A 25585-nucleotide genomic window follows, 5' to 3' on the forward strand; every position below is an offset into this window, starting at 1 on the left:
CGTTCGTCCTGAGCCAGGATCAAACTCTCCAATAAAGAGTATGAGTTAAGCTCATAAAAAAGAAAAAACGTTGGCTAGTGATTTGAAATCACTAAAATTTATTGTTTGTTGACGCTTGTTTGTTTAGTTTTCAAAGAACAATTATTCAATGTCACCGAAGCGACTTGATAAATATATCATGCCGCGAAATTAAAATCAACACTTTTTTGTAATTTAATTTTTTCGGCACTTATTAAATGGTGTAAAGCCAATCGCATCAGCGACTGTTCATACATAGTAACATCCACTCTTAAATGAGTCAACACGATTCAGCAATGAAAATTCTGGAAATTATCTCGTGAAATAATTGTCTAATATGTCCCCATCAACAGCAGGAGATAAGGCTCTAGCAAAATTCTTGTCAGGTAAGTTCCTCCCCGCACGAAAAATGTAACTGTACCGGAAACGCCCAAAGGTTCGCTCCCCATACCCAATCAACTTTTACCTTCTCGCGGGTCTCGGCGTACGGCGATTGCCTTTTATGTAGAAATACACCACATGTCTTTAGTTCTGCTTAAATTATGGCTTCCTCTCATCTCATTCAAAGGGCTCTTTTGCCCTTGCTTATTTGCTCTAATATAGTGACTTGACGTTTTTTCTTTTTGTACATCCGACTTCAAAGGGAATCTGGATAAACATCACATTCCTATATTTCTTAACTTTGTTCTTAAACAGACCTACTCTTTTACTGGCCTGGGTGATTTTCCCCAAAGAAAAAAAGGGCCCCAAGAAGTCAGCTTTCACTGACTTTCTGGATAGCCCCATTTTATATTAAGATTTAGAAATCTCAACAATTCCCTCTTCCGCCAGATCAATATTGCCTTGTTTCTTAATGACAACACTTTCGCCTTCGGAAAGGTTCGTGAATACGATCGGCGTCATGATGGACGTTGCATTTTGTTTGATATAATCTAGATCAACCTTTAGCAGAGGCTGGCCTTTTTCGATTCTATCATTTTCATTTACCAGTGTTTCAAAGCCTTGTCCCTTCAGGTTGACTGTATCAATCCCTACGTGAATAAGAATTTCTCTTCCTGAATCTGAAAGAATGCCCATCGCATGCTTTGTCGGGAACAGGTTGATGATTTTACCGTTAACCGGAGAAACGACAACACCTTCAGAAGGAATGATCGCGAAGCCATCTCCCATCATCTTGCCGGAGAACACAGCATCTGGAACTTCCGTAATTGGCTTGATTTCACCTTTAATTGGAGAAACAAACACGTCAGATCCATTTTCTGTTTGAAGCGCTTCAGGGTTCACTTCTTCAATCTGCTGTTCGATTTCCTCCGCAGGGCTTGTTTCGACCGGACGCGGCCTTTTTCCGCTCATAATATCCTTCATTTGTCCTTTGATCGTTTCAGAACGCGGTCCAAAGATTGCCTGGATATTGTTCCCAACTTCTAGAACACCCGCAGCACCAAGCTGTTTGAGTCGATCCTTGTCGACATTTTTAATGTCATTGACAGAAACACGGAGACGAGTGATACACGCATCAAGGTGAGCGATATTTCCTTGTCCGCCCATCGCTTCAAGAACTTGGTACGGAAGGTCTCCAGCTTTGCTTGCAGTTCCTTCATTTTCTTCCGTGACTTCTTCACGTCCAGGTGTCATCAAATTGAACTTCCGGATCGCGAAACGGAACCCAAAGTAGTAAATGACAGCAAACACTAGACCTACCGGAATGACAAGCCATGCGTTTGTTTGCGGGTTGATTAATCCAAACAGGATATAGTCAATCAACCCCCCGGAAAAAGTCATCCCTATTTTTACATTCAATAAATGCATTGTCATAAACGATAAACCAGCAAATACTGCATGAATACCAAATAGTACAGGAGCAACAAACAAGAATGAGAACTCAAGCGGCTCTGTAATACCAGTCAGGAACGAAGTAAGGGCAGCAGATAGCATTAATCCACCGACTATAACTTTTCTTTCCGGACGAGCCTCATGATAAATCGCCAGTGCTGCAGCTGGTAGACCAAACATCATGAATGGGAACTTACCAGTCATGAAGGTACCAGCCGTAAGATTCTGAATATTATCAGTGATTTGCGCCATGAAGATGCGCTGATCCCCACGAACAACTTCTCCCGCCCTGGTTGTGTACTCGCCGAACTCGTACCAGAATGGTGAATAGAAAATATGGTGCAAACCAAAAGGGATTAAGGAACGTTCAATTACACCAAAGATAAACGCAGATAATGTCAAGTTTGCATGAACCATGTTTTGCGAGAAAGCGTTCAACCCATTTTGGATTGGAGGCCAAATAACCAGCATCAACAATCCTAAAACAATGGCTGAAGCTGCTGTGATGATTGGAACAAATCGTTTTCCGGCAAAGAACCCTAAATAAGAAGGAAGTTCAATTTCGAAGAACCGATTATACATCGTTGCAGCGAGGATACCGACAATAATACCCCCAAAAACTCCTGTCTGGAGGGTTGGGATTCCAAGGACATTCGCATAGTTTAATCCGTTAACATCCTCGGGAGTAAGACCTAAAGCAGTTCCCATTGTTACATTCATGATTAGGTAACCAATAATGGCTGCGAGGGCAGCAGTTCCCTCTCCGCCGGCCAGACCGACAGCAACACCTACAGCAAAGAGCAATGGCAAGTTTCCGAAAACGATATCTCCGGCTTTTTGCATAACGGCAGCAACCAAATCGACCCCGTTATTATCCAAAAATGGCGCGAGCTCCAAAAGGGCAGGGTTTCTAAGCGCTGCACCAAGAGCAAGCAAAATACCGGCCGCAGGCAAAAGGGCAACTGGAAGCATGAGCGCTTTACCGACTTTTTGCAAAACGCCAAAAGCATTTTTCAACATAAAAGCATCCTCCTAATAAACTTTTAATTAAACTCATTAAGCGGTTACAAACGGAGAACAAAATAAAAAAGGCATGAGTCAGAAAACAATCAAAAGAAGTCACGGGGGTAATATACCCAGAAAAATGGTAAACTATCCCCGTATAACTTCATTCAATTATCTTCTTTACTCATGCCTGATCGTATCAGTAACACGTAAAAAAGCAATGAATGCTATTTAATTTTTTTTTGAAGCCTTTGCAGATGCATGGTAATATAAACGGCTTCTGCATCAAAAACAGGTTTTTTCAACGTTTGCTGCATTACCTTAATGAGTTTCCAAGAGAGATTATAGCACAGAGGATATTCCTCTTTCAATAGGGAAGTTATTTTTTCTGGCTCCTCTACTTTTTCCCCATTTTTGACTCTTTCTATGGCGAAACGCAGGTGCCTTACCAGTCTCATATAATCAATGCTGTCTTTATCTATGGAAATTCCCAGCTGCTCTTCGATCATCTGTACTAATTTTGTCACAAGTTGTGAATGTTGATTAACCTCAGATAATTCTTTGTTGGTCACAGCACTGTGAATATGAAGGGCTATAAAACCCGCTTCCCCCTCTGGCAGGTCAACCTGGCTCTTTTCACTCAGCAATGCAATGACTTCTTTTGCCAAACCGTATTCCTTTGGGTATAGCGCTTTCGTTTCAATGAGGAAGGGGTTGCGAATTTCCATCCCCTGGCTGACACGGCTTATCGTGAACATCAGGTGATCGGTTAACGCAACATGGATATGTTCATTTAGTTCCCCAACTGTTTTATTTTTAATTAGCTCGATGGCTGATATGATAACCCTTTGCAAGTCATCCTCCAAATATGGGAGCAGCTTAATATAGTTCTTCTGTTCTTTTTCATTCCTCAGCACAAACAGCTTCTCAGCAGTGGTTTCTTCTAAAAGATCATTTTGTTTGCGGTTAAAGCCGATGCCTTTCCCAATTAAGACTACTTCCCCATGGTCGGGATGATCTGCGATTATGACATTGTTGTTCAACACTTTGTTAATGACTAGATTTGACATCTTCTATCCCTCTTTTATAGTGCATTCGGCTAACACTACTATGTTATAAGAGCAGAAAATAGAAGTCAATTGGAACATATTGAACCTTTTCGTAAAAAAAGAACCCAACACGATGTGCTGAGTCCTTTTGATAACTGTAGTGATCATCTACTCTGTCAAAAACATGAAATACAGTACAAAGATAACAAAGAATAGATACATGATAGGATGAATCTCTTTCGTCCTGCCCTTTACCATCATTGTTACGGGATAAAAGATAAATCCAGCAGCAATGCCTGTTGCAATACTGTAGGACAGCGGCATGGTGATGACCGTCAGGAAAGCTGGAACAGCAATTTCAAATCGGCTCCAATCAATCTTTCCTAAGGAAGATACCATCAAAACACCTACGATAATCAATGCAGGCGCCGTTACTGGCGAGGTGACAACTGACAGCACCGGGAAGAAGAACAAAGATAGAAGGAAGAATCCGGCTGTTACTAGAGATGCAAACCCTGTTCTTGCACCAGATGCAACCCCCGCAGATGATTCAATATAAGAAGTTACTGTTGAAGTTCCGAAAATCGAACCTAGCATAGATGCAATGGAATCTGCGAATAATGCTCTTCCCGCCCGCGGAAGTTTATTCTCTTTCATCATTCCAGCCTGATTGGCCACGGCAACAAGTGTACCGGCATTATCAAAAAAGTCAACGAACAGGAAAGTCAAAATGATTCCCAGCATGGTTGAAGTGTAGAAGGAAGGATCTCCGAAAGCTGAGAACAGCGCTCCAAATGTAGGTTCAAGGCTTGGGACAGGACCTACGATTTGCTGAGGAGCCTCAATCAAATTAAAGATCATACCCGCAATCACAGTCAGTGCCATTCCGTAAAAGACAGCCCCTTTGACTCCTCTTGTCATCATGATGACTGTTACCAGCAAGCCAAAGATTGCTAAAAGGGTATTTCCGTGCGTTAAATCCCCTAATCCAACCAGGGTTGCATCGTTATTAACAATGATTCCAGCATTTTTAAATCCCACGAACGTAATGAATAGGCCAATACCGGCTCCCACTGCGTGTTTCAGTTCCACCGGAATTGCATTGATGATTTTTTCACGAAGACCGGATATCGTGAGAAGCAAGAAGAAAACACTTGAGATAAACACGGCTGCGAGACCATGCTGCCAAGGAGCGCCGTTTCCTAATACAACAGAATAGGCAAAAAATGCATTCAGTCCCATTCCCGGCGCAAGCGCGATCGGATATTTGCCGACAAGCCCCATGATAATGGAACCAACAGCTGCGGCTAGTGCAGTAGCAACAAATACAGCTCCATAATCCATTCTCAGGGCATCTGGCAGATCCTTCACATCTGCAAGCGTAAGAGTGATTGGATTTACAACAAGGATATAGGCCATCGCAAGGAAGGTCGTAAAGCCCCCCACGAATTCACGACGATAATTCGTTCCCAATTCTTCAAATTGGAAGTATTTTTTCATTCTCTTTCCCCCCTGAAAAGTAAAATTGGAAATGTTGAACACAAAAATAAAACGCCTCGAGTACCGAGGCGTTGACTGCAGACTAGGAACGAAGGAGGGAGAAAAAGTATATAACCCCATCATTCAGAATCAGCGTAGTCAAGCTCTTTACGGCAGCTCGGTAGAAACTTTTGGGCCATATTCCCAATATTATACGTAGATTTTCGACAAATTATTTAGTTCTCTTTTATTGTAGCAGGGCTTTGTACCTAAGTCAACATAAAAAGCGAACATTATCTAATGTTCGCTTTTTATTGTTCGTATTTTTCATTTTTTATACAGTGCTTACCTTATTCCCACTCAATCGTTGCAGGCGGCTTGCTCGTAATATCATAAACTACGCGGTTGATGTGATTCACTTCGTTTACAATCCTGGTTGAAATGATTTCAAGTACATCCCACGGAATCCTTGCCCAGTCAGAGGTCATCCCATCAATGGATGTAACCGCCCTGATTCCAATTGTATAATCATAGGTACGTGCATCGCCCATGACACCAACGCTGCGGATGTCAGGCAGAACTGTGAAATATTGCCAGATATCCCGATCAAGTCCCGCTTTGCGAATTTCTTCCCTAAGGATGGCATCGGATTCACGGACAATTTCAAGCTTTTCTTCCGAAATGGCTCCGAGGACACGAATTCCAAGACCCGGTCCTGGGAAAGGCTGGCGCCAGACGATTTCATCCGGAATGCCCAGTTCGGTTCCAAGTGCCCGAACTTCATCCTTAAATAAGGTGTTCAAAGGCTCAATCAGCTTGAATTGCATATCTTCCGGAAGTCCGCCGACATTATGGTGTGACTTGATTGTCTGTGCAGTGGCAGTCCCACTCTCAATAATATCCGTATACAGCGTTCCCTGAGCAAGGAACTCGATTCCCTTAAGTTTTGTCGCCTCATCGTCAAAGACATAGATAAATTCATTGCCAATGATTTTACGCTTCTTCTCTGGATCCGAGACGCCTTCAAGCTTGCTCATGAAACGTTCCTTTGCATCCACTTTAATGACATTCATATTGAAGCCTTCAGAGAAAGTTTTCATGACTCCTTCTGCTTCCCCTTTGCGAAGGAGGCCATGATCTACGAAAATACAAGTAAGCTGGTCGCCTATTGCCTTATGGATCAGAACCGCAACAACAGAAGAGTCTACGCCTCCGCTTAGTGCACATAGAACCTTCTTATCTCCAACTTCCTGACGAATTTTCTCCATTTCAATTTCAATGAAGTTCTCCATCGACCAGTCGCCCTTGCATCCGCAAATGCCAAAGACAAAATTCTTCAGCAGGTCATTTCCATACACGGAATGGCGTACTTCCGGGTGGAATTGAACGGCATAAAGCCCGCGGCTTTCATCACTCATAGCTGAAACAGGGCAAGATGGATTCACTCCGTCGACCCTGAATCCTGGAGGTGCCTCTGTAACTAAGTCCCCATGGCTCATCCATACGGTCTGTTCAGAAGGTGTATCCGCAAATAGAGGGCTCTCATGCTGCAGGCTTAAAACGGCCTTTCCGTATTCCCGATGTTTTGCAGGTTCTACTTTTCCGTTAAAATGCAGTGTCATGAGCTGCATGCCGTAGCAGATTCCGAGAATGGGAAGCCCAAGCTCGAAAATTTCCTCATCACACCGGAAGGAACCTTCATCGTATACGCTGTTCGGTCCGCCTGAAAAGATAATTCCCTTTGGATTCATCTTTTTGATTTCTTCCGCAGTAATCGTATGAGGGTGAAGCTCACTGTATACGCCAAATTCCCTGATCCTTCTAGTAATCAACTGGTTGTACTGGCTTCCAAAGTCCAATACAACAATCATTTCCTGGTCTTGCAATTCCACTTTTTTCGACAAGTCCGTCACCTCGAGTAAGTAGTAAAAGTACTAAGCCCTTTTCTGCTAGGATATCCAAGAGCAATAAAAAAAACTAGAATTCCCCTTCATCATGTTGAAAAAAGGCAAAATTCTAGTCGGAGCTGAACCAAATTTGCCTTCATAGTCAAATCATTTACGGTGATTCGGTAGAAACTTTCGATCCATATTATCGATGATATACGAAGGAGTATTAGATTGAATTACTAAGACATTGTATCAATATACTATTTTTTTGGTCAACCTGCTTTTTTAATTAATGATTCCCAGTGCGGCCTCGCTTCGGCCCAGGTTCCCTCCTTTAGCTCGCCCCGATAAAGAAACTGTTCATATTGAGCCGTCAACTGCCCCATATCCCTGCTTGAGAAAAATTGATCGACATACTTGGCATATTCTCTTAATGTCTGATCCTTCCCCCTCTTAAGCCCGTGGCGCTGCAGCTGCATCAGCAGAACCCGGTAGGCCTCGGGAAAATGCTCCTCTTTTTGGCGCATTTTAAAGAGCGTTACATAATAAAACGGAAGCCATTTCTTCCTTGTGAGAAATATAATCGCCAGGATGCCTCCCAACAGAACGCCAGAAATGGTTACATTTTTCATATTGAGTGAGAGAAGGGTTTTCAAATTCTGGAACCAGCTTGCCATTGATCCACTTGTGGTTGTTCCTGCCGCTTCTACGGGTGTTTCCACTTCAGGCTTTACAGGTGCCTCTGCAGCAACTTGCTGCTCCTCTTCGGTATCTTCGCTGGTCTCGCTCTCCACTTCATATTCAAATGTAACATTGTCCGAAAAACCTTGTGTCGGCTCAAAAGGAACCCAGCCAACCCCGGGGAAATAAACCTCCACCCATGAATGGGCATTGTTGTTGGTTACTTCATATACCATTTTGCCGGACTTTAATGTTTCTTTATATTCACCCTCGGTATACCCCTTTACCCAGCGGGTGGGAATATCGAGGGTTCTCAGCATGACGGCCATTGCAGTGGAGAAGTTATCACAATAGCCGCGCTTGGTTTCAAATAAAAACTGAGCGACATAATCCTCATCTTCACCAGGCATTGCCGCATTTATCTGGTCATAGACAAACCCGTTCATGCGGAAATATTCCTCAACAGCCTGGGCCTTGTCAAACCAGGATTCCTTGCCTTCAGTAACCTCAAGCGCAAGCTCTTTAACAGTTGGGGGCAGATTAGACGGAAGCTGTGTATAATCAGCAAGAATGGACTCTGACAGATTCTCATCCTCTTCTGCAGAGCTGTTTTGCAGCTCTTTTACCTGGAAGGAAGGAGATCTGTATTGAACGGTATAGGAATCCGGTGCAGAGTCCTCAAATTCCTTAAGGGATGAAATCTTCTGTGTGACTTGGTTCAGTCTGTAAAGATAGAAATCATCTGTCTCGATATTCATGACTCCGTGCGGGTATTGGATGTGTGAGTAGTCCAGGACATTATGGACGGTACTTGTCCGCTTTTTCGACGGCACTGTATCATAAAAAGACAGCATCGGGGGAACAGTGCCCTCACTAAAATCAAGGGTGTTCGCCCTCTCATCGTCGGCGACCCAGCCCTTTCCGGTATAAATTCCTTTTGTCTCAACCTTCCAATAATGCTGTTCTTCAATCTCGGTGGTGAACACCACCTGGTCATCTCCTAAAAAAGCTCCTCCAAGCCTTGAATCATCCGTCCCGTACCCCGCTCTTTTTATCCCGGCCTGTCCTTCTCCGCTTTCACTGTTAAACGATTTAATAAAGGGGACAGGATCCGGCCAGATCGGTTCTGCTTTCGGAGCCGCATAGCCTAATGCACTGCTGAGTGCAATCATAACCGCCAGGGGCACCATCCACTTTCTCGTAAAAATGAAACTCTTTTTGATGTTTTCCATTTCTACAAGACGGTAAAAGGTCAGCATCCCCATGACGAGAAATCCAGCGATTGCCGTCCTGATAATCGCAGCATAGGCATCATAAGGCGTAAAGGTATCCAGGACTGTAATAAAGATCAGTGTCATGAGGAAAAAGACAAAGATCCTTTTTCTCGTAATCAGCCAGTATTGAATTAAGTAAGCAATGATCCAAAGCAGGGTGAAAAATAGCAGTGTCCTGAATACATCGTCCAATTCGATCCATTGAGCGTTCCAAATCCGACCAAAATTTGCTTTTAAATCTTTTATAAATGAACCAGCCCAGGAAAAATTCAAAAGACTTCCTTGATAATAAAGGCTGTGCACACTGTACAAGATGTACAGAGACTTGATACAAAAGCCTGCAAAAGCGCGCACTCCAAGGAGCGATAAAAGGAGTGCGATGAAAACAAAGACGATAAACACCCCTATATTCCCGGTTTCAGTCAGCTCCTTCACCGGCCTTAACCATTCCCATATGAGAAGAAAGCTTAAGCCATACAATAATAGGAGACCAAAATCAAACCTGTTCAAATGAGCCTTCATCGGCTGTTCACCTCCGAAAAAGCCTCAGCAAAGCGGCCATCCTGGACAATGGTCACACGAATTCCCCTTGAGACAGCGGAAGCTTTTAGGGCAATTTCCCGCTGGGTGGGCCGATCCTTTTTCCCTTTGATCAAGAAAATCGACATACTGCCATTCCTTCGGGAGTAGTAAGCGGCCTTATCTAGCAGGGATTGTGTAAGCCGGGAAGTCACCAGCATCATCGCCTGGTGCTGCCGGCCCATAAAGGTCTCCCCTTCGAGAACCTGGTCAAATGGAACAGGACTTGAGGCCGTTATTTTAGCAAGATGGTAAAACAGCTGCTTTTGCTGGGCTTCACCGCCGCGGGTAGGAAACAGTACTCTTTCGCGGCTAACCGTCAGCAGACCCGCCTGGGCCCCTTTTCTTAAAATCGCTCTCGTAATGGAAGCAGTAAAAGAGACCACCGCTTCAAAACATTCTTCAGGAGCGCAGTCCATGGCAACCATTACATCATGTGATTGCCGCTGCTCAAACTCCTTCGTCATAAAATCATTCCGTTTGGCCGTGGCCTTCCAATTGATCCATGAAAAGCGGTCACCAGGCTGATATTCGCGAACTCCAACCGACATGGACGTGTCCCTGCTGAGTCTCTCATTTGTGGCTGTCATGCCCTGGTCAAACTGATTCTCTGCAGGCCGGTATATGAGCTCTTCATAGGGCGGATACACGAGGATTTTATCCTGTGCAGGCAGCATTTTTTCTTTTTCGATCAATCCGAGAGGGTCCCCTGTCTTTAACCGGATTCCCTTGATATGATGCTCTCCCCTTGGGAGACTTCCAATGCTGTATTTATAGCTCAGCTTTGTTTTAAACCCGGGAAATAGGATTGTTTTAGCTTCAGAGTTTTTCAGTACGCCGGATAGGGACTTCTCCATACTTTCCTCGAGAATCACATAAAAGAGCGGGAACCTGAAGCGCCTTTCAAGCTGCAACTCGGCTTTTACTGCTTCCCCCGCACTAAACTCATACTGTGGCAGCTTCCTCTCGCCACTGTAATCAGCCAGCGGATAAAGCGATAATCCAAGACCATAAAGCGCAAATGGCAGAAAACTGTAAAACAAAAACCAGCTGACGAACCCTCCCTGGAACATGGCATAGGAGAAGGTAATCAGAATTAAAATAAACAAAGTCAGCAGTTTCCAGAATTCTTTAAGCTTTTGCAGATATTTTTTCATCTTACTTCACTAGCCTTTGTACAGGGACAGGGACCCTGGCGATCACCCGGTTCACTACTTCCTCTGCCTCAATCCCTTCGAACCTTGCTTCTGATTTCAGGATAATCCTGTGCGCGAATACGAATGGAGCTAAATACTGGACATCATCCGGTATGACAAAATCCCTGCCGGACATAAAAGCCAGTGCCTGGGAAGCTTTCATCAATGAAATGGAACCCCTCGGGCTAACCCCCAGATACACGCTTGAATGTACACGCGTCATGGAGGCCAGATCGACGATGTACCTTTTAATAGAATCATCAACATAGACTTCCTTTATTTCCTTTTTGAGCTTCCGCAGCTCTTCCAGGGAAACAACAGGCTGCAAATCATCGATTGGAGGCACCTTTTGCGCCCGGCTCAGCACCTCTATTTCCTCATCCAAATCCGGATAGCCCATTTTCATTTTTAAGAGAAAGCGGTCCAGCTGTGCTTCTGGAAGCGGGTAAGTACCTTCATATTCAATCGGGTTCTGGGTTGCCATGACAAAGAATGGGCTCTCAAGCTCATGCGTGACTCCATCTACCGTCACACTGCTTTCCTCCATCCCTTCCAGCAATGCCGACTGGGTCTTGGGTGAGGTCCTGTTAATTTCATCCGCTAAAATAATATTTCCAATGATGGGTCCAGCCCGAAACTGGAATTCCATTTCCCTCGGGTTATATATGGATACCCCAGTCACATCAGACGGGAGCAGATCGGGTGTAAATTGAATTCGCCGGAACTCGGCACTGACTGACTTCGCCAGGGCTCTCACCATCATCGTCTTCCCCACACCAGGAACATCTTCAAGGAGAACATGCCCGCCTGAAAGAAGCGCCACAAGACTCAGCTCAGCAACGTTGCGTTTACCAGTCATAACCTTTTCAATATTTTGCAGGATTCTTTCGATTGTCGGATTCATTTCGCTTCGCACTCTTTTTCCTCCCCGGCCTTCATTTATAGTTAAATTTTCGATCATTAAAATCAGACTTGTCTCTGTTCTACTCAATTATACGATAAATTCACTATTTTCTGTAAAAATTAGACCTAATTACGCTATATAGTCGTTTCCTATCGAGGAGATTGCAAGAGGCTCCCCTACTAGGCAAAAAGCCAGAGATCCGGCATAAGCCATAACTCTCCTTTTATACCCTTATTTATCCAAAAAGCGGCCTTTCATTGGGCAGATGTGTTGACAGACTATTGGAAATCTTCATCCCTTTGGCTGAGTTTCTTCAGTCTTAAACAGGGAATATACTTTAAGGCGGCCATTTATATGGGCATGGCAGCCATTTAATTTTCAAGGGAGGTGTCTTTGAGGTTAAGTACAAGACAGTAGTATTAATGAAAATTCATGAAACGGGAGGAGAAAATCAATGAATTACATAAAGACTTTGGCAGCAGCCGCTGCAATCATTTTTATTTTAGGGTTTACCGAAAAGGCAGAAGCGTCACGACATTTAGATGTGGGTTCGACCGGACAGGATGTTACCTACATACAATCTATGTTAAAAAAGCTAGGATACTTTAACACAGATACAACGGGTTATTATGGTCCAGTTACGGCCAGTGCAGTCGAGCAATTTCAGCAGGATTTTGGAGTCGTGGTAACTGGAGGCGTTGGACCCAAAACGGCAGAAATGCTTAACAATGCCGAATTGATGGCCCGTGTTGTCCATGGAGAAGCAAGAGGAGAAAGTTATGAAGGACAAGTAGCAGTAGCCGCAGTCATCCTTAATCGTGTCCAATCCGGTGACTTTCCCGATTCGATAAGCGAAGTAATTTTTCAGCCTAATGCTTTTACGGCCATTAACGACGGACAGTATTATCTGCAGCCAGATTCCACAGCTTTCAGAGCGGTAAAGGATGCGTTCCTGGGTTGGGATCCTTCCTACGGATCTGTTTATTATTATAATCCCGAGCTGGCAACCGACCAGTGGATCTATACAAGGACCGTAACAAATCAAATTGGCAATCACCACTTTGCCTACTAAATACATATTGGGTTAATACCTGCTGGCTATAGACGGCCGCACTGCTACCCGCGGCCGTTTTATAACCCTTGCAGGCACAGAGAAGCACCAGGCAATCGGGTGCTTCCATGGAGGAGAAAGGCATGTAACAGACAGGCAAACTAGCTCAACGCGGCAGTCAGACCAGATCATTCACAACTCTTGCAACTTCCTGCTCACCACTCTCCGCCCAGCTGGACTTTTGCTGAATCGGTGCATCTTTGTCAGCCGGGCTTCTAAATTGCTCCAGGCCACTCGTTGTCAGCACCGCACTGTCCTCACCGTCTACCTCCACATCTTCAACATGCTTCAGAACAAAAGGGGTCCTGAAGACCAGCAGCGCATTATCGTTATCCATCTCCCCATCCACCACATCGAACGGCAGACGTAAATAAATGGTTTCCCCCTCCTCGCCGGCTGACAGGGGCTTATCGAACATACCCTGTTCGAAATCCCAATTACCGCCAATGTCGAACCCATGGTTCCTTAGGATTTCGGATACCTCACCGTAAAGTGCCTTTTTTCCTTCCAATTCAGTTTCAAGCTTAATCATAAGGCCTTCCCCCCTGTTTTCCTTTTGATTTCCATTTCCCTTTCCGCCATTCTTTTAAACTGTCTTTAAAAGAATACCAAGGCAGGCACCATCTATTTCAATAGGTATTTCAACGGGTCAATTTCGGCTTCATTTGCCCATGATGACCTGCACTCTGAATCTCTTAATTTAGTTTTCATCTTCATCACCCCGATGAAGACCGGTTCTCCAAATCTCTTGCTTCAATTTGGTCTTCATCACCCCGATGAAGACCGGTTCCCCGAATCTCTTACTTCAATTTGGTCTTCATCACCCTCATGAAGACCCTTTCTCCAAATCTCTTACTTCAATTTGGTCTTCATCACCCTTATGAAGACCGGGTCTCACAATCTTTTAATTCAGTTTCGGCTTCATCTGCCCCAGCAAAGTCTTTCTGGCTTTGCCCTCTCCCCTAAAGGCCATCCGATGCCGTCTTTATAAAGAAAAAGACCCCTATAAGTGTTTTAACTTATAAGAGGCCTCCCCGTTTTACAAAGGCTGCACGCAGGAAGCTTCTTCCCCTCCATGTCCTTTGGTTTCACTTATAAAGATAAATCGGTGATAAAGATCATCGTCAATAAACCAAGAACAAAGGCAAAAGTGGCTGACCTTTCATTTCCATCGCCATGGCTTTCAGGTATCAACTCTTTATAAACGACAAACAGCATCGCACCCGCCGCAAAAGCGAGCCCATACGGAACCAGACCGAGATATTGATCTGTCAACTGCAGCCCGGCCAACGACGAAATTAATTCAATGACTCCTGTGAAAGCTGTATACAGAAAGGCTTTAGCCCTAGAAACCCGGTTGGCCACGAGAAACAGGCAAACCAGAAAGCCTTCAGGCAAATTCTGCAAGCCTATTGAAAAGGCAACCAGGGAACCCAGCTCTTCAAATTGACTCGCGTAGCTGACCCCAACTGACAATCCCTCAGGTATGTTATGGATAGCCATGGCAGTGATTAATAGCAGAGGGTTCGCCTGATGGGAAGGATGATTCCTGTGGTCTGCTTCCACATGCGGCAGCAGCAATTCCAGAAGGGTGAGCGTCAGTGTCCCAAGTAATATTCCCAGTGTCAGGACAAGCATATTAGATAGTTTTAGAGTAGCCGGAATCAGGGCATAGGTGGAGGCAGCCACCATGATCCCTGCACTGTACGCCAGCAAGTTATCCTTAAATCGGTGGGATAGATTGCTTAAAAGCAATGCGGGCACTGCTCCCAGCGCAGTACCCATAGCACTAATCAATATTCCCAGGTTTACATCCACAGTCATCACCTTTTTCTAAACGATTACTGCATTATATGTACAACCCTTTTTTAAAACGACCGATTTTTTCTTTTTTACTTATCAGAAGATACTACCTTGCAAAAAGCCTTATTGGCATCCGCTGTTTTCTGAGCTGAGCATGCGTTTGCCTATTGATTTTTCCCATAAAAAAGGTGCCCAAAGAGTTACCTCAGGACACCTGTACCGAACATCAAGCTGCTTTGTTTTTATTATAAATATCAAAGGCTACTGCCGCTAAAAGAACTAGACCTTTAATTCCCTGCTGCCAGTCAATTCCTAATCCCAAAAGAGACATACCGTTATTCATGATTCCCATCACCAGACCGCCGATTATGGCACCTGGCACAGTCCCGATGCCTCCGTATGCAGACGCCCCTCCGATGAAGCAAGCTGCAATAGCGTCCAATTCAAACAAATTCCCGGCTTTAGGTGTTGCTGCATTTAACCGTGCTGCGAAAAGCAGACCTGAAAGGGCAGACAATACACCCATGTTAACAAATACCCAGAAGGTCACCCACTTTGTCTTAACCCCGGATAATAAGGCAGCTTTTTCATTCCCTCCAATGGCATAGACATGCCGCCCAGTCTTCATCCGATTGGTAAAAAACCTGTAGACGACAATGAGTACAGCCAGAATCACGAGGATGTTAGGAATGCCTTCATACATAGCAAGCGCGTAGGTAAACAGGTTAAGAACGATGACAATAGCAGCCAGCTTGGCTAAAAACACTCCCTGTGACGATGTTTCAAGATTATGTTTCAATTGATTTTGCCGATTTTTGATGTCACCGGCAACAATTAAAATAGAGAGCAGGATTCCTACCAGCAGAGTCGTTATATGGATGCCGGATGCACCCCCGAAATCCGGAATGAATCCTGTGCTCATTTTTTGAAAGCTATCCGGGAAAGGTGCGATCGACTTGCCTTCTAAAACAATCATTGTCAGCCCTCTAAAAATCAGCATGCCCGCAAGCGTGACAATGAAGGCGGGTATTTTTACATACGCAATCCAGAAACCCTGCCACGCGCCAATTAAAGCACCCGCTGCAAGAGACAGGACAATGGCAACAAATGTTGGCACTTCATAATTGACCATTAAAATAGCAGAGATGGCTCCGACGAAGGCCGCAATGGACCCTACCGACAGATCTATATGGCCGGTAATAATGACAAGCACCATTCCAATGGCCAACACGAGAATATAACTGTTTTGCAATATGAGGTTTGTAATATTTAACGGCTTCAATAATAGACCGTCTGTCAGAATTTGAAAAAGGAGCATGATAAAAATAAGTGAAATGATCATGCTATACTGTCTTACATTGTTTTTCACCAAATTCGCTAGCATATTTCCATTAGAGCCACCGCCTGCAGCAGGACCTTTTTTATTTGTCTTTTGCACGATTGACTGCATGTCCCTACCCCCTTACCTTGCTTTGCGTCATATATTTCATTAGGTTTTCCTGGGTGGCCTCTTTGCGGCTTACTTCCCCGGTGATTCTGCCTTCACACATGACATACACGCGGTCGCACATGCCCAGAATTTCAGGAAGCTCCGAGGAAATCATCAGAATCCCTTTCCCTTCCTTTGCGAGTTCATCAATAATGGTATAAATTTCGTATTTTGCGCCTACATCGATCCCGCGCGTCGGTTCATCGAGAATCAGCACATCAGGCTCAGACATGATCCATTTGCTTAAGACAATTTTCTGCTGATTTCCGCCGCTGAGGTTTCCGGCCTTCTGAAAAATGCTTGGTGTTTTAATCCGCAGCTTTTTACGATAAGACTCGGCCGCTAAAATTTCTTTGCTCTCATTGATGACCGACTTGTTGGACAGTTTGTTAAGGCTGGCCAGCGTGATATTCTTCTTGATGTCCTCCATCAGGATCAGCCCATTTCCTTTACGGTCCTCGGAAACATAGGCAAGGCCCTGGTCAATTGCCTGGCTGACATCATCCATTTTTACTTCCCTGTTCTTCATAAAGATTTGGCCGGTTATCTTCTTTCCATAGGATTTTCCGAAAACACTCATGGCCAGTTCCGTCCTTCCTGCACCCATCAAACCTGCAATGCCAACAATCTCCCCTTTTCGGATATGGAGATTGACATCATCAATCACTTTGCGATCCTGATGCAGCGGATGGTACACATTCCAATTCTTTATTTCGAGGATTTTGTCGCCGATTTTCGGCTTCCTTTCTGGATACCGGTGGGTCAAGTCCCTGCCGACCATTCCTTTGATAATCCTGTCTTCGGTTATTTGATCCTTTTTCATATCCAGAGTTTCAATCGTCTTTCCATCTCGCAGAATCGTAATGGAGTCCGCAACTTTCGAGATTTCATTCAGCTTATGGGAAATGATGATGGCCGTCATTCCCTGCTTTTTAAATTCAAGCAAGAGATTCAGAAGGTTTTCACTGTCATCTTCGTTTAAGGAGGCAGTTGGCTCATCCAGAATCAACAGGCTCACTTCTTTAGAGAGTGCCTTTGCGATTTCAACCAATTGCTGTTTCCCTACACCAATATTTGTTACAAGAGTATTCGGCGACTCATGTAACCCAACCTTGTCTAGAAGCTCCCTCGTTTTGATAATCGTGCTGTTCCAGTCGATGACGCCATTTCGTTCCTGTTCATTCCCTAAAAAAATATTTTCAGCAATAGACAGATACGGGATTAAGGCGAGTTCCTGATGAATGATCACGATTCCCAGCTCTTCACTTTGCTTAATATCTTTAAACTGGCATTCTTCGCCTTTGAAATAAATATCTCCGCTATAGGAACCATAAGGATAAACCCCGCTCAGGACCTTCATCAGCGTCGATTTCCCTGCCCCGTTTTCTCCGCACAAGGCATGAATTTCACCCTTTTTGATTTTCAAATTAACGTCATCGAGGGCTTTCACACCTGGAAATTCCTTTGTAATATTTCTCATTTCCAAGATCATTTCTGACATCTTCTCACCGCCCGTTATAAAGTAAAGGCTTACACTTACTTGCCCAGCTGTTCCTTTGTATAATAGCCGCTGTCAATCAGCAGTTCCTCATAATTCGATTTGTCCACTGAAAGGGGCTTTAAAAGATACGCAGGCACCACTTTGGCCCCATTATCATAGGTATTTGTATCATTTACTTCAGCCTTCTCGCCTTTTAGCACAGCATCTGCCATCTCTACGGCCTTTTCAGCCAGTTTTCTTGTATCTTTAAAAACGGTTTGCGTTTGTTCCCCTCTGATGATGGACTTCACTGATGCAAGCTCTGCATCCTGCCCTGTAATCACTGGCAGTGGATTATCGCCCTTTCCATAGCCAACCCCTTTTAACGAAGAGATGATCCCGATACTGATCCCATCATAAGGAGAAAGGACTGCGTGTACCGTTTCACTGGAATAATGAGCACTGAGCAGATTGTCCATACGTGACTGGGCCAGCGCTCCATCCCATCTTAGCGTGGCTCCCTGATTGAATTTTGTCTGGCCGCTCTTGACAACCAGTTTCCCGGAATCGATATAGGGCTGCAGGATGGACATCGCACCATCGAAGAAGAAATATGCATTATTGTCATCAGGCGAACCGGCAAACAATTCAATATTGAACGGTCCTTCTTCTTCTTTCAATCCCAGCTTTTCTTCGATATATGTCCCCTGCTGGACCCCCACCTCAAAGTTATCGAATGTAGCATAATAGTCGATATATTTACTGTTTTGGATAAGCCGGTCATAAGTGATGATCTTAATGCCTAATTTATGAGCCCTTTCAAGGACATTCGTAAGCCCGGCCTGTCCATCTATTGGGGCGATGACCAGTACTTCCACACCTTTTGTAATCATATTTTCAATCTGGGCCGCCTGGTTTTCGATGATGTCCTCTGCATACTGCAAATCTACTTTATAGCCAAGTTCTTTAAATTGCCGGGCCATGTTTTCCCCATCATTGACCCATCTCTCTGAGGATTTGGTCGGCATTGAAATACCGACGTAGCCGCTGCTTTCTTCCCCGCTTGCCTGGTTGCTGCTGCAGGCCGTCAACCATACAAGCATGGAGACTAAAGTGATGGCATATAACCACTTCTTCATATGGGTTCCTCCCTTCTATTAAATAAAACAAAGTAGAATGAAAGCATTTACTTCCTTTACTATAACAACGAAGAAAAATTCAGTCTTTTCAATAAAATAACTATTTTTATAAATTTTTAACTTACTTTTAAGCGCTTTCAAAAATTGGGGCAATCTTTATGTAAAAGAGGCACCCGGATCCAGTCATCCGAGTGCCTTTTTTGTTGAATGGGTTACTTTATGTGATTGCGATATTGTTTTGGGGAAACCCCCATTGCCTTTTTAAAGGCGGTACTAAAATAATGCTGCGAGTCGTAACCTGCCTTCTCGGCGATTTCCAGTATACTGAAGTCAGTCGTGTTTAACAAAGCAGCCGCCTTTTTCATCCGGAGGTTTGTGAGAAAGCTGACAAAAGACCTTCCTAATTCCTGTTTAAACATCCTGCTTAAATAGACCGATGAAACATGAAGGGACTCTGCCACTTTTTCCAGTGTAAGATCGGTCTCTGTAAAGTGGTCCTGTACATACTCCCTTGCCCTTCTGATTACAGGGGAAATGGAAGTGTTCTCCTTGATTTTATGCTGACATCTTCGATAGACTTCTGGAATACTGTCAATTCCTCCGATGACCTTTTCAAAACACAAACTGATGGAAACCTTTAAGCACGCCTTTACCATTTTCCTTATCTCGTCAATACATTCTTCAGCGAGTTCCTCCCAGGTCATAACCACCATGAATCCTGAATGGTCCCGTAAAAAAAGTTTGCTGCAGGGTGCCATTACCTCCAATATAATGTTTTCAAGGCTGAACAGGAGCAGTTCTTGATCCTCTTCTTTTAATAGAGGCCTGTCAGCAAAAAAACCTGGTATTTGGATGACTCCAAGCTGCCTGGGTTCTTTTTCCGGCAATTGAAGAAAATGAAACTGCTTTAGAACCTCTTTCTCTTCAAGCCTTTTTTCCAGTATGCTCAATAACAGCTGTTCGCGAAGAAGATCCAAATTTTGAGTGATCTGATCGGAGGCCATATCCAAATATTCTTCCTGCTGCATATCTGCTTCCAATTCTTCGCCGACCTTCTTCAGAACCCCCATAAGCTGCTGCGGATTGGCAGGCTTCAGAATATAGTCAGTAACGTTTAAGCGCAATGCCTGCTGTGCATAAGTGAATTCGTCGTGTCCAGTTATAATGATGATTTTACATTTCGGCAGCTGCTCTTTGACCTGTTTAATGACAGAAATCCCATTCATGATGGGCATATTCAAGTCTACCAGCATGATATCGACAGAGTGCTCAAGAGCAAGCTCCAGTGCCTGCTCTCCATCTTCGGCCTCTGCCGCCACCGTCATCCCAAGTTCCTGCCAATTAACAGCTTCGCAAATTCCTTCCCGGATAATGGGTTCATCATCTGCAAGCAATACCCGCCATTTTCCCTTCATGAGCCCTTCACCTCTTAAAATCTCTATCTCTTATTCTTCAAGAATATATGGAAGCAAAATCATTACTGTTGTTCCTTTTCCTTCGAGACTTTCGATGGAGATACCATATCGGCCGCCGCAAGTAAATTGAATTCTTGCCTGCGTATTCCTCATTCCATAACCGGGACCATTCCCTTCACCTTCACCGGCCTCTTCCATGGGGCTTTGTAGTGATTCCTTAAGCTTCTGCAGGCGCTCCCGTGGAATCCCTTTTCCATCATCACTCACACTTATTTCCAATTCACCATTGATCTCCTCTGCCTGTATACGGAGATGCCCCGGGCCTCTTCTTTCTTTTATCCCGTGGTAAATGGCATTTTCAACAATAGGCTGCAGGATGAGCTTTGGGATCGATGCATGCTTGTCCTTCTCAGGGACCTCAATACTATAATTTAATTTATCCTTGTATCTGGCCTTTTGAATGCTCAGATAACTATTGATGTGTTCAATCTCTTCACTCAGAGAAATCCGGTCCTTTCCCTGGCTTAAGCCAATCCGAAACAGTCTTGACAGTGAGCCTACAAGGCGGGCGGCATCCTCCGCCCCTTGTTTCCGGGCCATCCAGTTGATCGTATCCAGTGTATTGTAAAGAAAATGCGGCTTGATATGCTCCTGGAGGCTTCTAAGCTCTGCTTCCCGCTTTTTCCTTTCCTGTCTTTCTGTCAAAGAAATGAGTCTTTCTACCTGACCCAGCATGTTGTTAAAACTTCGGCCCAGCATTCCAAGCTCGTCTTTTCGGTCATCCTCGTACCGAACAGTCAAATCGCCAGCTTCAGCCTTTTTCATAAAAAAGATTAATTGATGGATGGGTCTGGACATGGAACCGGCCAAATAATAGGAGGCTGCGATTCCAATAAAGCAGAGGAAAAAGACAAAACTGATGACGTAAAAAATAATCTCCCTTACTTCTTTTACTGCTTCGCCGGAAGGAAAGACTCCGAGCGTGGTCCAATTGGCAATAGACAGCTTACTGTAAATGAATTGCGTTTTGCTGCCGTCTACGGTCCTTGAAAAGGTTCCAGCCTTGTCTGTATTCCCTGGCAGGGAAAGATCTCTTTCCCCTGCTGCTTCCGGCGAGTAAATACTTTCCCCATCCTTATCCATTACCATTAAGTAACCCGACTTTCCAAGACGAACGTCCTTGGTTACCTCCGCAATCACTCTTTGCTTTAAGTCAATCAGGATAACACCCTTAACCTCCTGATTTTCCGGGGCGACAATAGCGCGTACGGCAGTGACAACCTCATCATCCTTGTATGGTACTTGGCTTATAAGAGTACGGTTGTCAGGCTGTCCAAGGATCTTGAATATCCCCTTGTTTTCTTCCGCTTCTTTGTACCAGTATTCCTCGTTTAAGTTTCGATCATCTTTAGGATACAGTTCATTGGAGATATACTCTCCTGAGCTGTTTGCTACTAGTATCCCTGCCACCTCAGGGTATAAAGTGGTTAGGTTCCTTAAAAATTCGCGGATTTCATAATGACCATTCTCACCGTCTAACCCTTGGCCTTCAACGAAAGACTCAACCTGGGGATGAAACGATATCAAGTAGCTGAGATTTTGCATATTATTCGTATAGCCCGCCAGCGTTTTGTTCACTTGGCCAATTAATTGAAGTGTGTGATTGGTGGTCTGTTTCTCAATAATCCGTTCGACTGTCCATCCAGTAAGAATGCTCAGGCCAATAGACGGGACGATACTGATCAACATGAGCGTCACAATTAATTTATGGCGGATTGGGAAATCATCCAATTTCGGGTGCCTGTTTTCCCTTGATGTAATTAACCTCTTCCACGAACGCTTACCTGGCATAGAAATCCCCTACATTTTCTTTTGTGACAACCGTCACTCCGGTATCCACTTTGGGAGGCAACGGAGGCGTGCTGGCGATATTCAGTTTGGATGAGGCCGTCAGATTGTGTTTTAAGTGAAATAAATACTGGAGAGACCAATACCCCATATTCCAGGTGCCCTGTGCAAGAGTTGCCGAAATCGTACCGTCTTTTATCATGTCCAAAGTCTCTTTATCAGCATCAAAGCTGACAATTTCCACCTTATCCTTAATCTTGGATGAAAGAATGGCATTGCCGGTGCCCACACCGCCGTTAGCCTCCGTGACGAATATCCCCTTAATATCTGGATGTTCCTCCAGCAGTTCTAAAGCAGCCTGTTTTGAGACAAGCTCATTTCCTTTTCCGTCCTTAATACCTGCTACTTCAATCTGGGGGAATTTCCTCGTGATGGTTTCCTGAAACCCTTTGATACGTTCCTGATGATTGTGCTGATGAGGGAGAGAGATAATCCCGATCTTCCCTTTTCTGCCAATCAAATCCGCCAGTTTTTCTGCCCCAATGACCCCAGCATTATAATTATCCGTTCCGACAAAGGAAGACGCTTTACTGCCGGGTGCACCCGAGTCAAACAGAACAACCGGAATTCCCGAATCTGCCGCTTTATTTATCGTAGCTGTTATTTTTTCAGGATCAATGGCAGAAATGGCGATACCATCAGGCTTCCTGGCAATGACCTGCTCTAATACAGTAATCTGTTCATGCACATCATAATGAGTGGCTCCGCGGTATTCCACAGAAACGTTCAGGGAATTTGCAGCATCCTCAAATCCTTTGAGTGCTGTTTTCCAGTAATCAATCCCTGCCTGAAAGGTCACCATGACATACTTCTCTTCCAGATCTCCTCCCAGTCCCCTTTCCATCAGGCTTGAACCGCCATCAGGACTGTTAAAATCGTATTTTAATAAAAATATAGTGAAAATCCCAATTAAGATCGCATAAATAAAAAGTAGCTTTTTCAGATAATGAATCCCCTTTCATAAACAGCCGCCGGGAGAACTAGTGCGCATGATTTCAGCGTGAATTTGTCCGAACATACAAAAATATTATAATCTACGATCCAGCTGAATGGTAGGGTATTCCATCCCACATCACAAAGCTCCCCGGAAATTAAAAAAGCCTCCGATAAATTCATTGAACTTATCGGAGGCCTCCCCCTGATTTAAACAGTTACATTCTCTATATTTTTTATCCCACTAGGCTTTGATTCTTTCCTGTTCCTGTATATGTGCGGCCAGGAACTCCTCTGTTATTAATAATACCTCGTCTGTATCGTTATAAATCTTTGTATCTGTTGGTATATAAATATCTTCCATCACGATCGCCCGCTCAATAAAAGAGCCTCGTCCAATTCGTACGTTGGGCATGATGACACAGTCTTTGACGACCGCATCTTTTTCAACGACGACCCCTTGGGAAACAACAGAGTGCCGGATTTCCCCATCAATGATGCAGCCTTCATTTAAGAGGGCATGCTGGACCATGGCGTTCCGGCCCATAATTTGGGGCGGTAAATTGGAGTTAACCGAATAAATACGCCATGCAGGATCATTCAAATTTAATTTTCCGTCCTGATCCAACAAATCCATATTGGCTTCCCATAAGCTTTTTACTGTTCCAACATCCTTCCAGTACCCTTTAAACGGATAGGCGGACAACTTCATCTTGTCCGCAAGCATGGCCGGGATGACGTCCTTGCCGAAATCGTTCGAAGAATCAGGATTCCCGTTATCCAGCTCCAAATATTTCTCCAGGACAGACCATTTAAAAATATAGATGCCCATTGAAGCCAGATTGCTTTCCGGATTTTCGGGTTTTTCATCAAACCGTCTTACATTATAAAAGTCATCCGTATTCATAATACCAAAGCGGCTGGCTTCTTCCCATGGAACCTCAATCACCGATATTGTCGCGTCTGCATCTCTGCTAATATGGTAATCAAGCATTTTTTCATAATCCATTTTGTAAATATGGTCTCCGGATAAAATTAACACATGCTCTGGATCATACTGTCGGATATAATGGAAATTTTGATAAATGGCACTTGCTGTCCCAGAATACCATTTCACTTCAGATGAATTGGTATAGGGCGGAAGAACCGTTACCCCTCCGTCACGGCGGTCAAGATCCCACGCGCTTCCAACCCCGATATAAGAGTTTAAAGCAAGCGGCTGATACTGTGTTAGCACTCCAACTGTATGTATGCCCGAATTGGCACAGTTGGAAAGAGGAAAATCGACAATGCGGTATTTACCTCCAAATGGAACTGCTGGTTTCGCCAAAGTCTCCGTTAATGCTTTTAACCGGCTTCCTTTTCCTCCCGCAAGAAGCATACCGATGCATTTTTGTTTTCTCATGATGTTCTTATCTCCTTTTATCTGAATCTCAATTAGATGTTTTTTAGATTAATAACCTATAAAAAAGCCATAACAGTTTGTTCCCCATTTTTACTCTTTATAATCCTGCCGGCCTCAGAAAATTTCTGTGGGAATTAATCACAGAATTGAAAAAACCACCTCCTAAATACAAGAAAGTGGTTTCAATCATAGTCTATATTCATTTATGGGATTCTTCTATATTAGAGGAATGATTAAGTTAGTTGTTTACTGTTTTAATACGGTCCTAATAGCCTAGTAACTGTACGTCTTAGAATATAACTCTTGTCGAGAGAGGTAAATATTTTGTAGTTATTTCTCGGGAAATTGTTGAAATTTGATGACGGAGATGGCGAAATGAGGAGCACTCATTCGATATTTTGACAATAATTCATACAACCTGGCTGCTCTCATCCCATTAGTAACTGCTGAAAAACTATCATACCCTTTTGCTTTTAAGGTTATATTTCCTAATATCTTTAGTCTTTCAACAATACTTTAATTCTCGCATTGGAATTGAACCTTTCTTCTAATACAGAAAGTTTATGACACTAGGTAACTGGCTGGCACCCGGGAACCGTTCTTACACGTTCAGTTATACCGCAATCGCTTTTGAGCTTTGTTCCAACTGCTGCATTATTTCCTTTTGAACATTTAAGTTTATACACACATTCCCTACTTATCCGCCATGTCAGGGAATATCTCAATATTGTATGACGCGTCAGGTGTTCAGTTCAGAATAAAGATAATCCAGTTGTTATTTTAAGTGGTTAATGAACAGTAGGTTTTAATCCCTTGATATATATTCTTCTTACTAAATGCTTTACCTAAAGTTGCAGGTTCCACATTTCACTTTGCGGCCATATCGGCCCCCGATACGAAACAAAAAAAGGAACCCGTTCAGGCCCTTTGTAAGAAATCGTATTAACGAGATGCAAGTCCAACGGGAGTTGGGGAACATTGATTATAGCTGATGT

The 25585-nt window shown here is 43.9% G+C and carries 17 protein-coding genes and 2 riboswitches; of the genes, 1 reads left to right on the plus strand and 16 read right to left on the minus strand.

Going from position 1 to position 25585, the window contains the following annotated elements; all coding sequences use genetic code 11:
• Window positions 1–810 precede the first annotated feature (810 nt).
• The 7 genes from ptsG to EV146_RS25380 form a co-directional block, all read right to left on the minus strand.
• On the minus strand, window positions 811–2871 hold the full coding sequence (gene ptsG / locus EV146_RS25350) for a glucose-specific PTS transporter subunit IIBC (protein ID WP_132011446.1): 2061 nt from the start codon (window positions 2869–2871) through the stop codon (window positions 811–813).
• 212 nt (window positions 2872–3083) lie between these two features.
• Window positions 3084–3926 carry a glucose PTS transporter transcription antiterminator GlcT gene (glcT, locus tag EV146_RS25355; protein ID WP_132011447.1) on the minus strand — a complete coding sequence of 281 codons (843 nt, stop codon included), beginning with the start codon at window positions 3924–3926 and terminating at the stop codon, window positions 3084–3086.
• Window positions 3927–4073: 147 nt separating this feature from the next.
• On the minus strand, window positions 4074–5405 hold the full coding sequence (locus tag EV146_RS25360) for an NCS2 family permease (protein ID WP_132011448.1): 1332 nt from the start codon (window positions 5403–5405) through the stop codon (window positions 4074–4076).
• Window positions 5406–5520: 115 nt separating this feature from the next.
• Window positions 5521–5622: riboswitch (purine riboswitch) on the minus strand.
• 112 nt (window positions 5623–5734) lie between these two features.
• On the minus strand, window positions 5735–7288 hold the full coding sequence (gene guaA / locus EV146_RS25365) for a glutamine-hydrolyzing GMP synthase (RefSeq protein WP_132011449.1): 1554 nt from the start codon (window positions 7286–7288) through the stop codon (window positions 5735–5737).
• Window positions 7289–7410: 122 nt separating this feature from the next.
• Window positions 7411–7512: riboswitch (purine riboswitch) on the minus strand.
• A gap of 33 nt (window positions 7513–7545) precedes the next feature.
• Window positions 7546–9750 (minus strand): DUF4129 domain-containing transglutaminase family protein, encoded by a 2205-nt coding sequence (locus EV146_RS25370; RefSeq protein ID WP_132011450.1) that lies wholly within the window; start codon window positions 9748–9750, stop codon window positions 7546–7548.
• The gene (locus EV146_RS25375; protein WP_132011451.1) at window positions 9747–10964 is read right to left on the minus strand and encodes a DUF58 domain-containing protein; all 1218 of its coding nucleotides are present in this window, start codon (window positions 10962–10964) and stop codon (window positions 9747–9749) included. Before EV146_RS25375 ends, EV146_RS25370 begins: the two co-directional genes overlap by 4 nt.
• A gap of 1 nt (window position 10965) precedes the next feature.
• The gene (locus tag EV146_RS25380) at window positions 10966–11907 is read right to left on the minus strand and encodes an AAA family ATPase (protein WP_132011470.1); all 942 of its coding nucleotides are present in this window, start codon (window positions 11905–11907) and stop codon (window positions 10966–10968) included.
• Window positions 11908–12361: 454 nt separating this feature from the next.
• On the opposite strand from EV146_RS25380, the gene EV146_RS25385 reads away from it, so the two are divergent.
• The gene (locus EV146_RS25385) at window positions 12362–12979 is read left to right on the plus strand and encodes a cell wall hydrolase (RefSeq protein WP_132011452.1); all 618 of its coding nucleotides are present in this window, start codon (window positions 12362–12364) and stop codon (window positions 12977–12979) included.
• Window positions 12980–13136: 157 nt separating this feature from the next.
• Here the strand turns inward: EV146_RS25385 and EV146_RS25390 are convergent, their stop codons facing one another.
• From EV146_RS25390 to EV146_RS25430, 9 genes are all read right to left on the minus strand, one after another.
• The gene (locus EV146_RS25390; protein WP_132011453.1) at window positions 13137–13550 is read right to left on the minus strand and encodes a YugN family protein; all 414 of its coding nucleotides are present in this window, start codon (window positions 13548–13550) and stop codon (window positions 13137–13139) included.
• A 560-nt stretch (window positions 13551–14110) separates the two neighbouring features.
• Window positions 14111–14842 carry a ZIP family metal transporter gene (locus EV146_RS25395; protein WP_132011454.1) on the minus strand — a complete coding sequence of 244 codons (732 nt, stop codon included), beginning with the start codon at window positions 14840–14842 and terminating at the stop codon, window positions 14111–14113.
• A 205-nt stretch (window positions 14843–15047) separates the two neighbouring features.
• Window positions 15048–16271, minus strand: coding sequence for a multiple monosaccharide ABC transporter permease (gene mmsB, locus EV146_RS25400; RefSeq protein WP_373566095.1), 1224 nt, complete (start codon window positions 16269–16271; stop codon window positions 15048–15050).
• A gap of 4 nt (window positions 16272–16275) precedes the next feature.
• Window positions 16276–17811: a multiple monosaccharide ABC transporter ATP-binding protein gene (gene mmsA / locus EV146_RS25405; protein ID WP_132011455.1), complete on the minus strand. Its 1536-nt coding sequence runs from the start codon at window positions 17809–17811 to the stop codon at window positions 16276–16278.
• Window positions 17812–17846: 35 nt separating this feature from the next.
• Window positions 17847–18929, minus strand: coding sequence for a multiple monosaccharide ABC transporter substrate-binding protein (gene chvE / locus EV146_RS25410; protein WP_132011456.1), 1083 nt, complete (start codon window positions 18927–18929; stop codon window positions 17847–17849).
• 212 nt (window positions 18930–19141) lie between these two features.
• Window positions 19142–20344 (minus strand): response regulator, encoded by a 1203-nt coding sequence (locus EV146_RS25415; protein ID WP_132011457.1) that lies wholly within the window; start codon window positions 20342–20344, stop codon window positions 19142–19144.
• 30 nt (window positions 20345–20374) lie between these two features.
• Entirely contained in the window at window positions 20375–22195 is a 1821-nt protein-coding gene (locus EV146_RS25420; RefSeq protein WP_132011458.1) for a cache domain-containing sensor histidine kinase, read from the minus strand.
• On the minus strand, window positions 22185–23195 hold the full coding sequence (locus EV146_RS25425) for a substrate-binding domain-containing protein (RefSeq protein WP_132011459.1): 1011 nt from the start codon (window positions 23193–23195) through the stop codon (window positions 22185–22187). Before EV146_RS25425 ends, EV146_RS25420 begins: the two co-directional genes overlap by 11 nt.
• 234 nt (window positions 23196–23429) lie before the next feature.
• Complete coding sequence (locus tag EV146_RS25430; RefSeq protein WP_219916472.1) at window positions 23430–24590, minus strand: glucose-1-phosphate adenylyltransferase; 1161 nt, start codon at window positions 24588–24590, stop codon at window positions 23430–23432.
• Window positions 24591–25585: the final 995 nt, after the last annotated feature.

Origin of the sequence: Mesobacillus foraminis, from assembly GCF_004340465.1 — a bacterium.
GTDB classification, from domain to species: domain Bacteria; phylum Bacillota; class Bacilli; order Bacillales; family Cytobacillaceae; genus Mesobacillus_B; species Mesobacillus_B foraminis.

Coding starts and splice junctions, on each gene's coding strand:
- EV146_RS25380 (WP_132011470.1), bottom strand. CDS start 11,907: ATGAATCCGACAATCGAAAGAATCCTGCAAAATATTGAAAAGGTTATG.
- EV146_RS25390 (WP_132011453.1), bottom strand. CDS start 13,550: ATGATTAAGCTTGAAACTGAATTGGAAGGAAAAAAGGCACTTTACGGT.
- EV146_RS25420 (WP_132011458.1), bottom strand. CDS start 22,195: ATGCCAGGTAAGCGTTCGTGGAAGAGGTTAATTACATCAAGGGAAAAC.
- EV146_RS25370 (WP_132011450.1), bottom strand. CDS start 9,750: ATGAAGGCTCATTTGAACAGGTTTGATTTTGGTCTCCTATTATTGTAT.
- mmsA (WP_132011455.1), bottom strand. CDS start 17,811: ATGTCAGAAATGATCTTGGAAATGAGAAATATTACAAAGGAATTTCCA.
- glcT (WP_132011447.1), bottom strand. CDS start 3,926: ATGTCAAATCTAGTCATTAACAAAGTGTTGAACAACAATGTCATAATC.
- chvE (WP_132011456.1), bottom strand. CDS start 18,929: ATGAAGAAGTGGTTATATGCCATCACTTTAGTCTCCATGCTTGTATGG.
- mmsB (WP_373566095.1), bottom strand. CDS start 16,271: ATGCAGTCAATCGTGCAAAAGACAAATAAAAAAGGTCCTGCTGCAGGC.
- EV146_RS25385 (WP_132011452.1), top strand. CDS start 12,362: ATGAATTACATAAAGACTTTGGCAGCAGCCGCTGCAATCATTTTTATT.
- EV146_RS25415 (WP_132011457.1), bottom strand. CDS start 20,344: ATGAAGGGAAAATGGCGGGTATTGCTTGCAGATGATGAACCCATTATC.
- ptsG (WP_132011446.1), bottom strand. CDS start 2,871: ATGTTGAAAAATGCTTTTGGCGTTTTGCAAAAAGTCGGTAAAGCGCTC.
- EV146_RS25375 (WP_132011451.1), bottom strand. CDS start 10,964: ATGAAAAAATATCTGCAAAAGCTTAAAGAATTCTGGAAACTGCTGACT.
- EV146_RS25360 (WP_132011448.1), bottom strand. CDS start 5,405: ATGAAAAAATACTTCCAATTTGAAGAATTGGGAACGAATTATCGTCGT.
- EV146_RS25430 (WP_219916472.1), bottom strand. CDS start 24,590: ATGAGAAAACAAAAATGCATCGGTATGCTTCTTGCGGGAGGAAAAGGA.
- EV146_RS25395 (WP_132011454.1), bottom strand. CDS start 14,842: ATGACTGTGGATGTAAACCTGGGAATATTGATTAGTGCTATGGGTACT.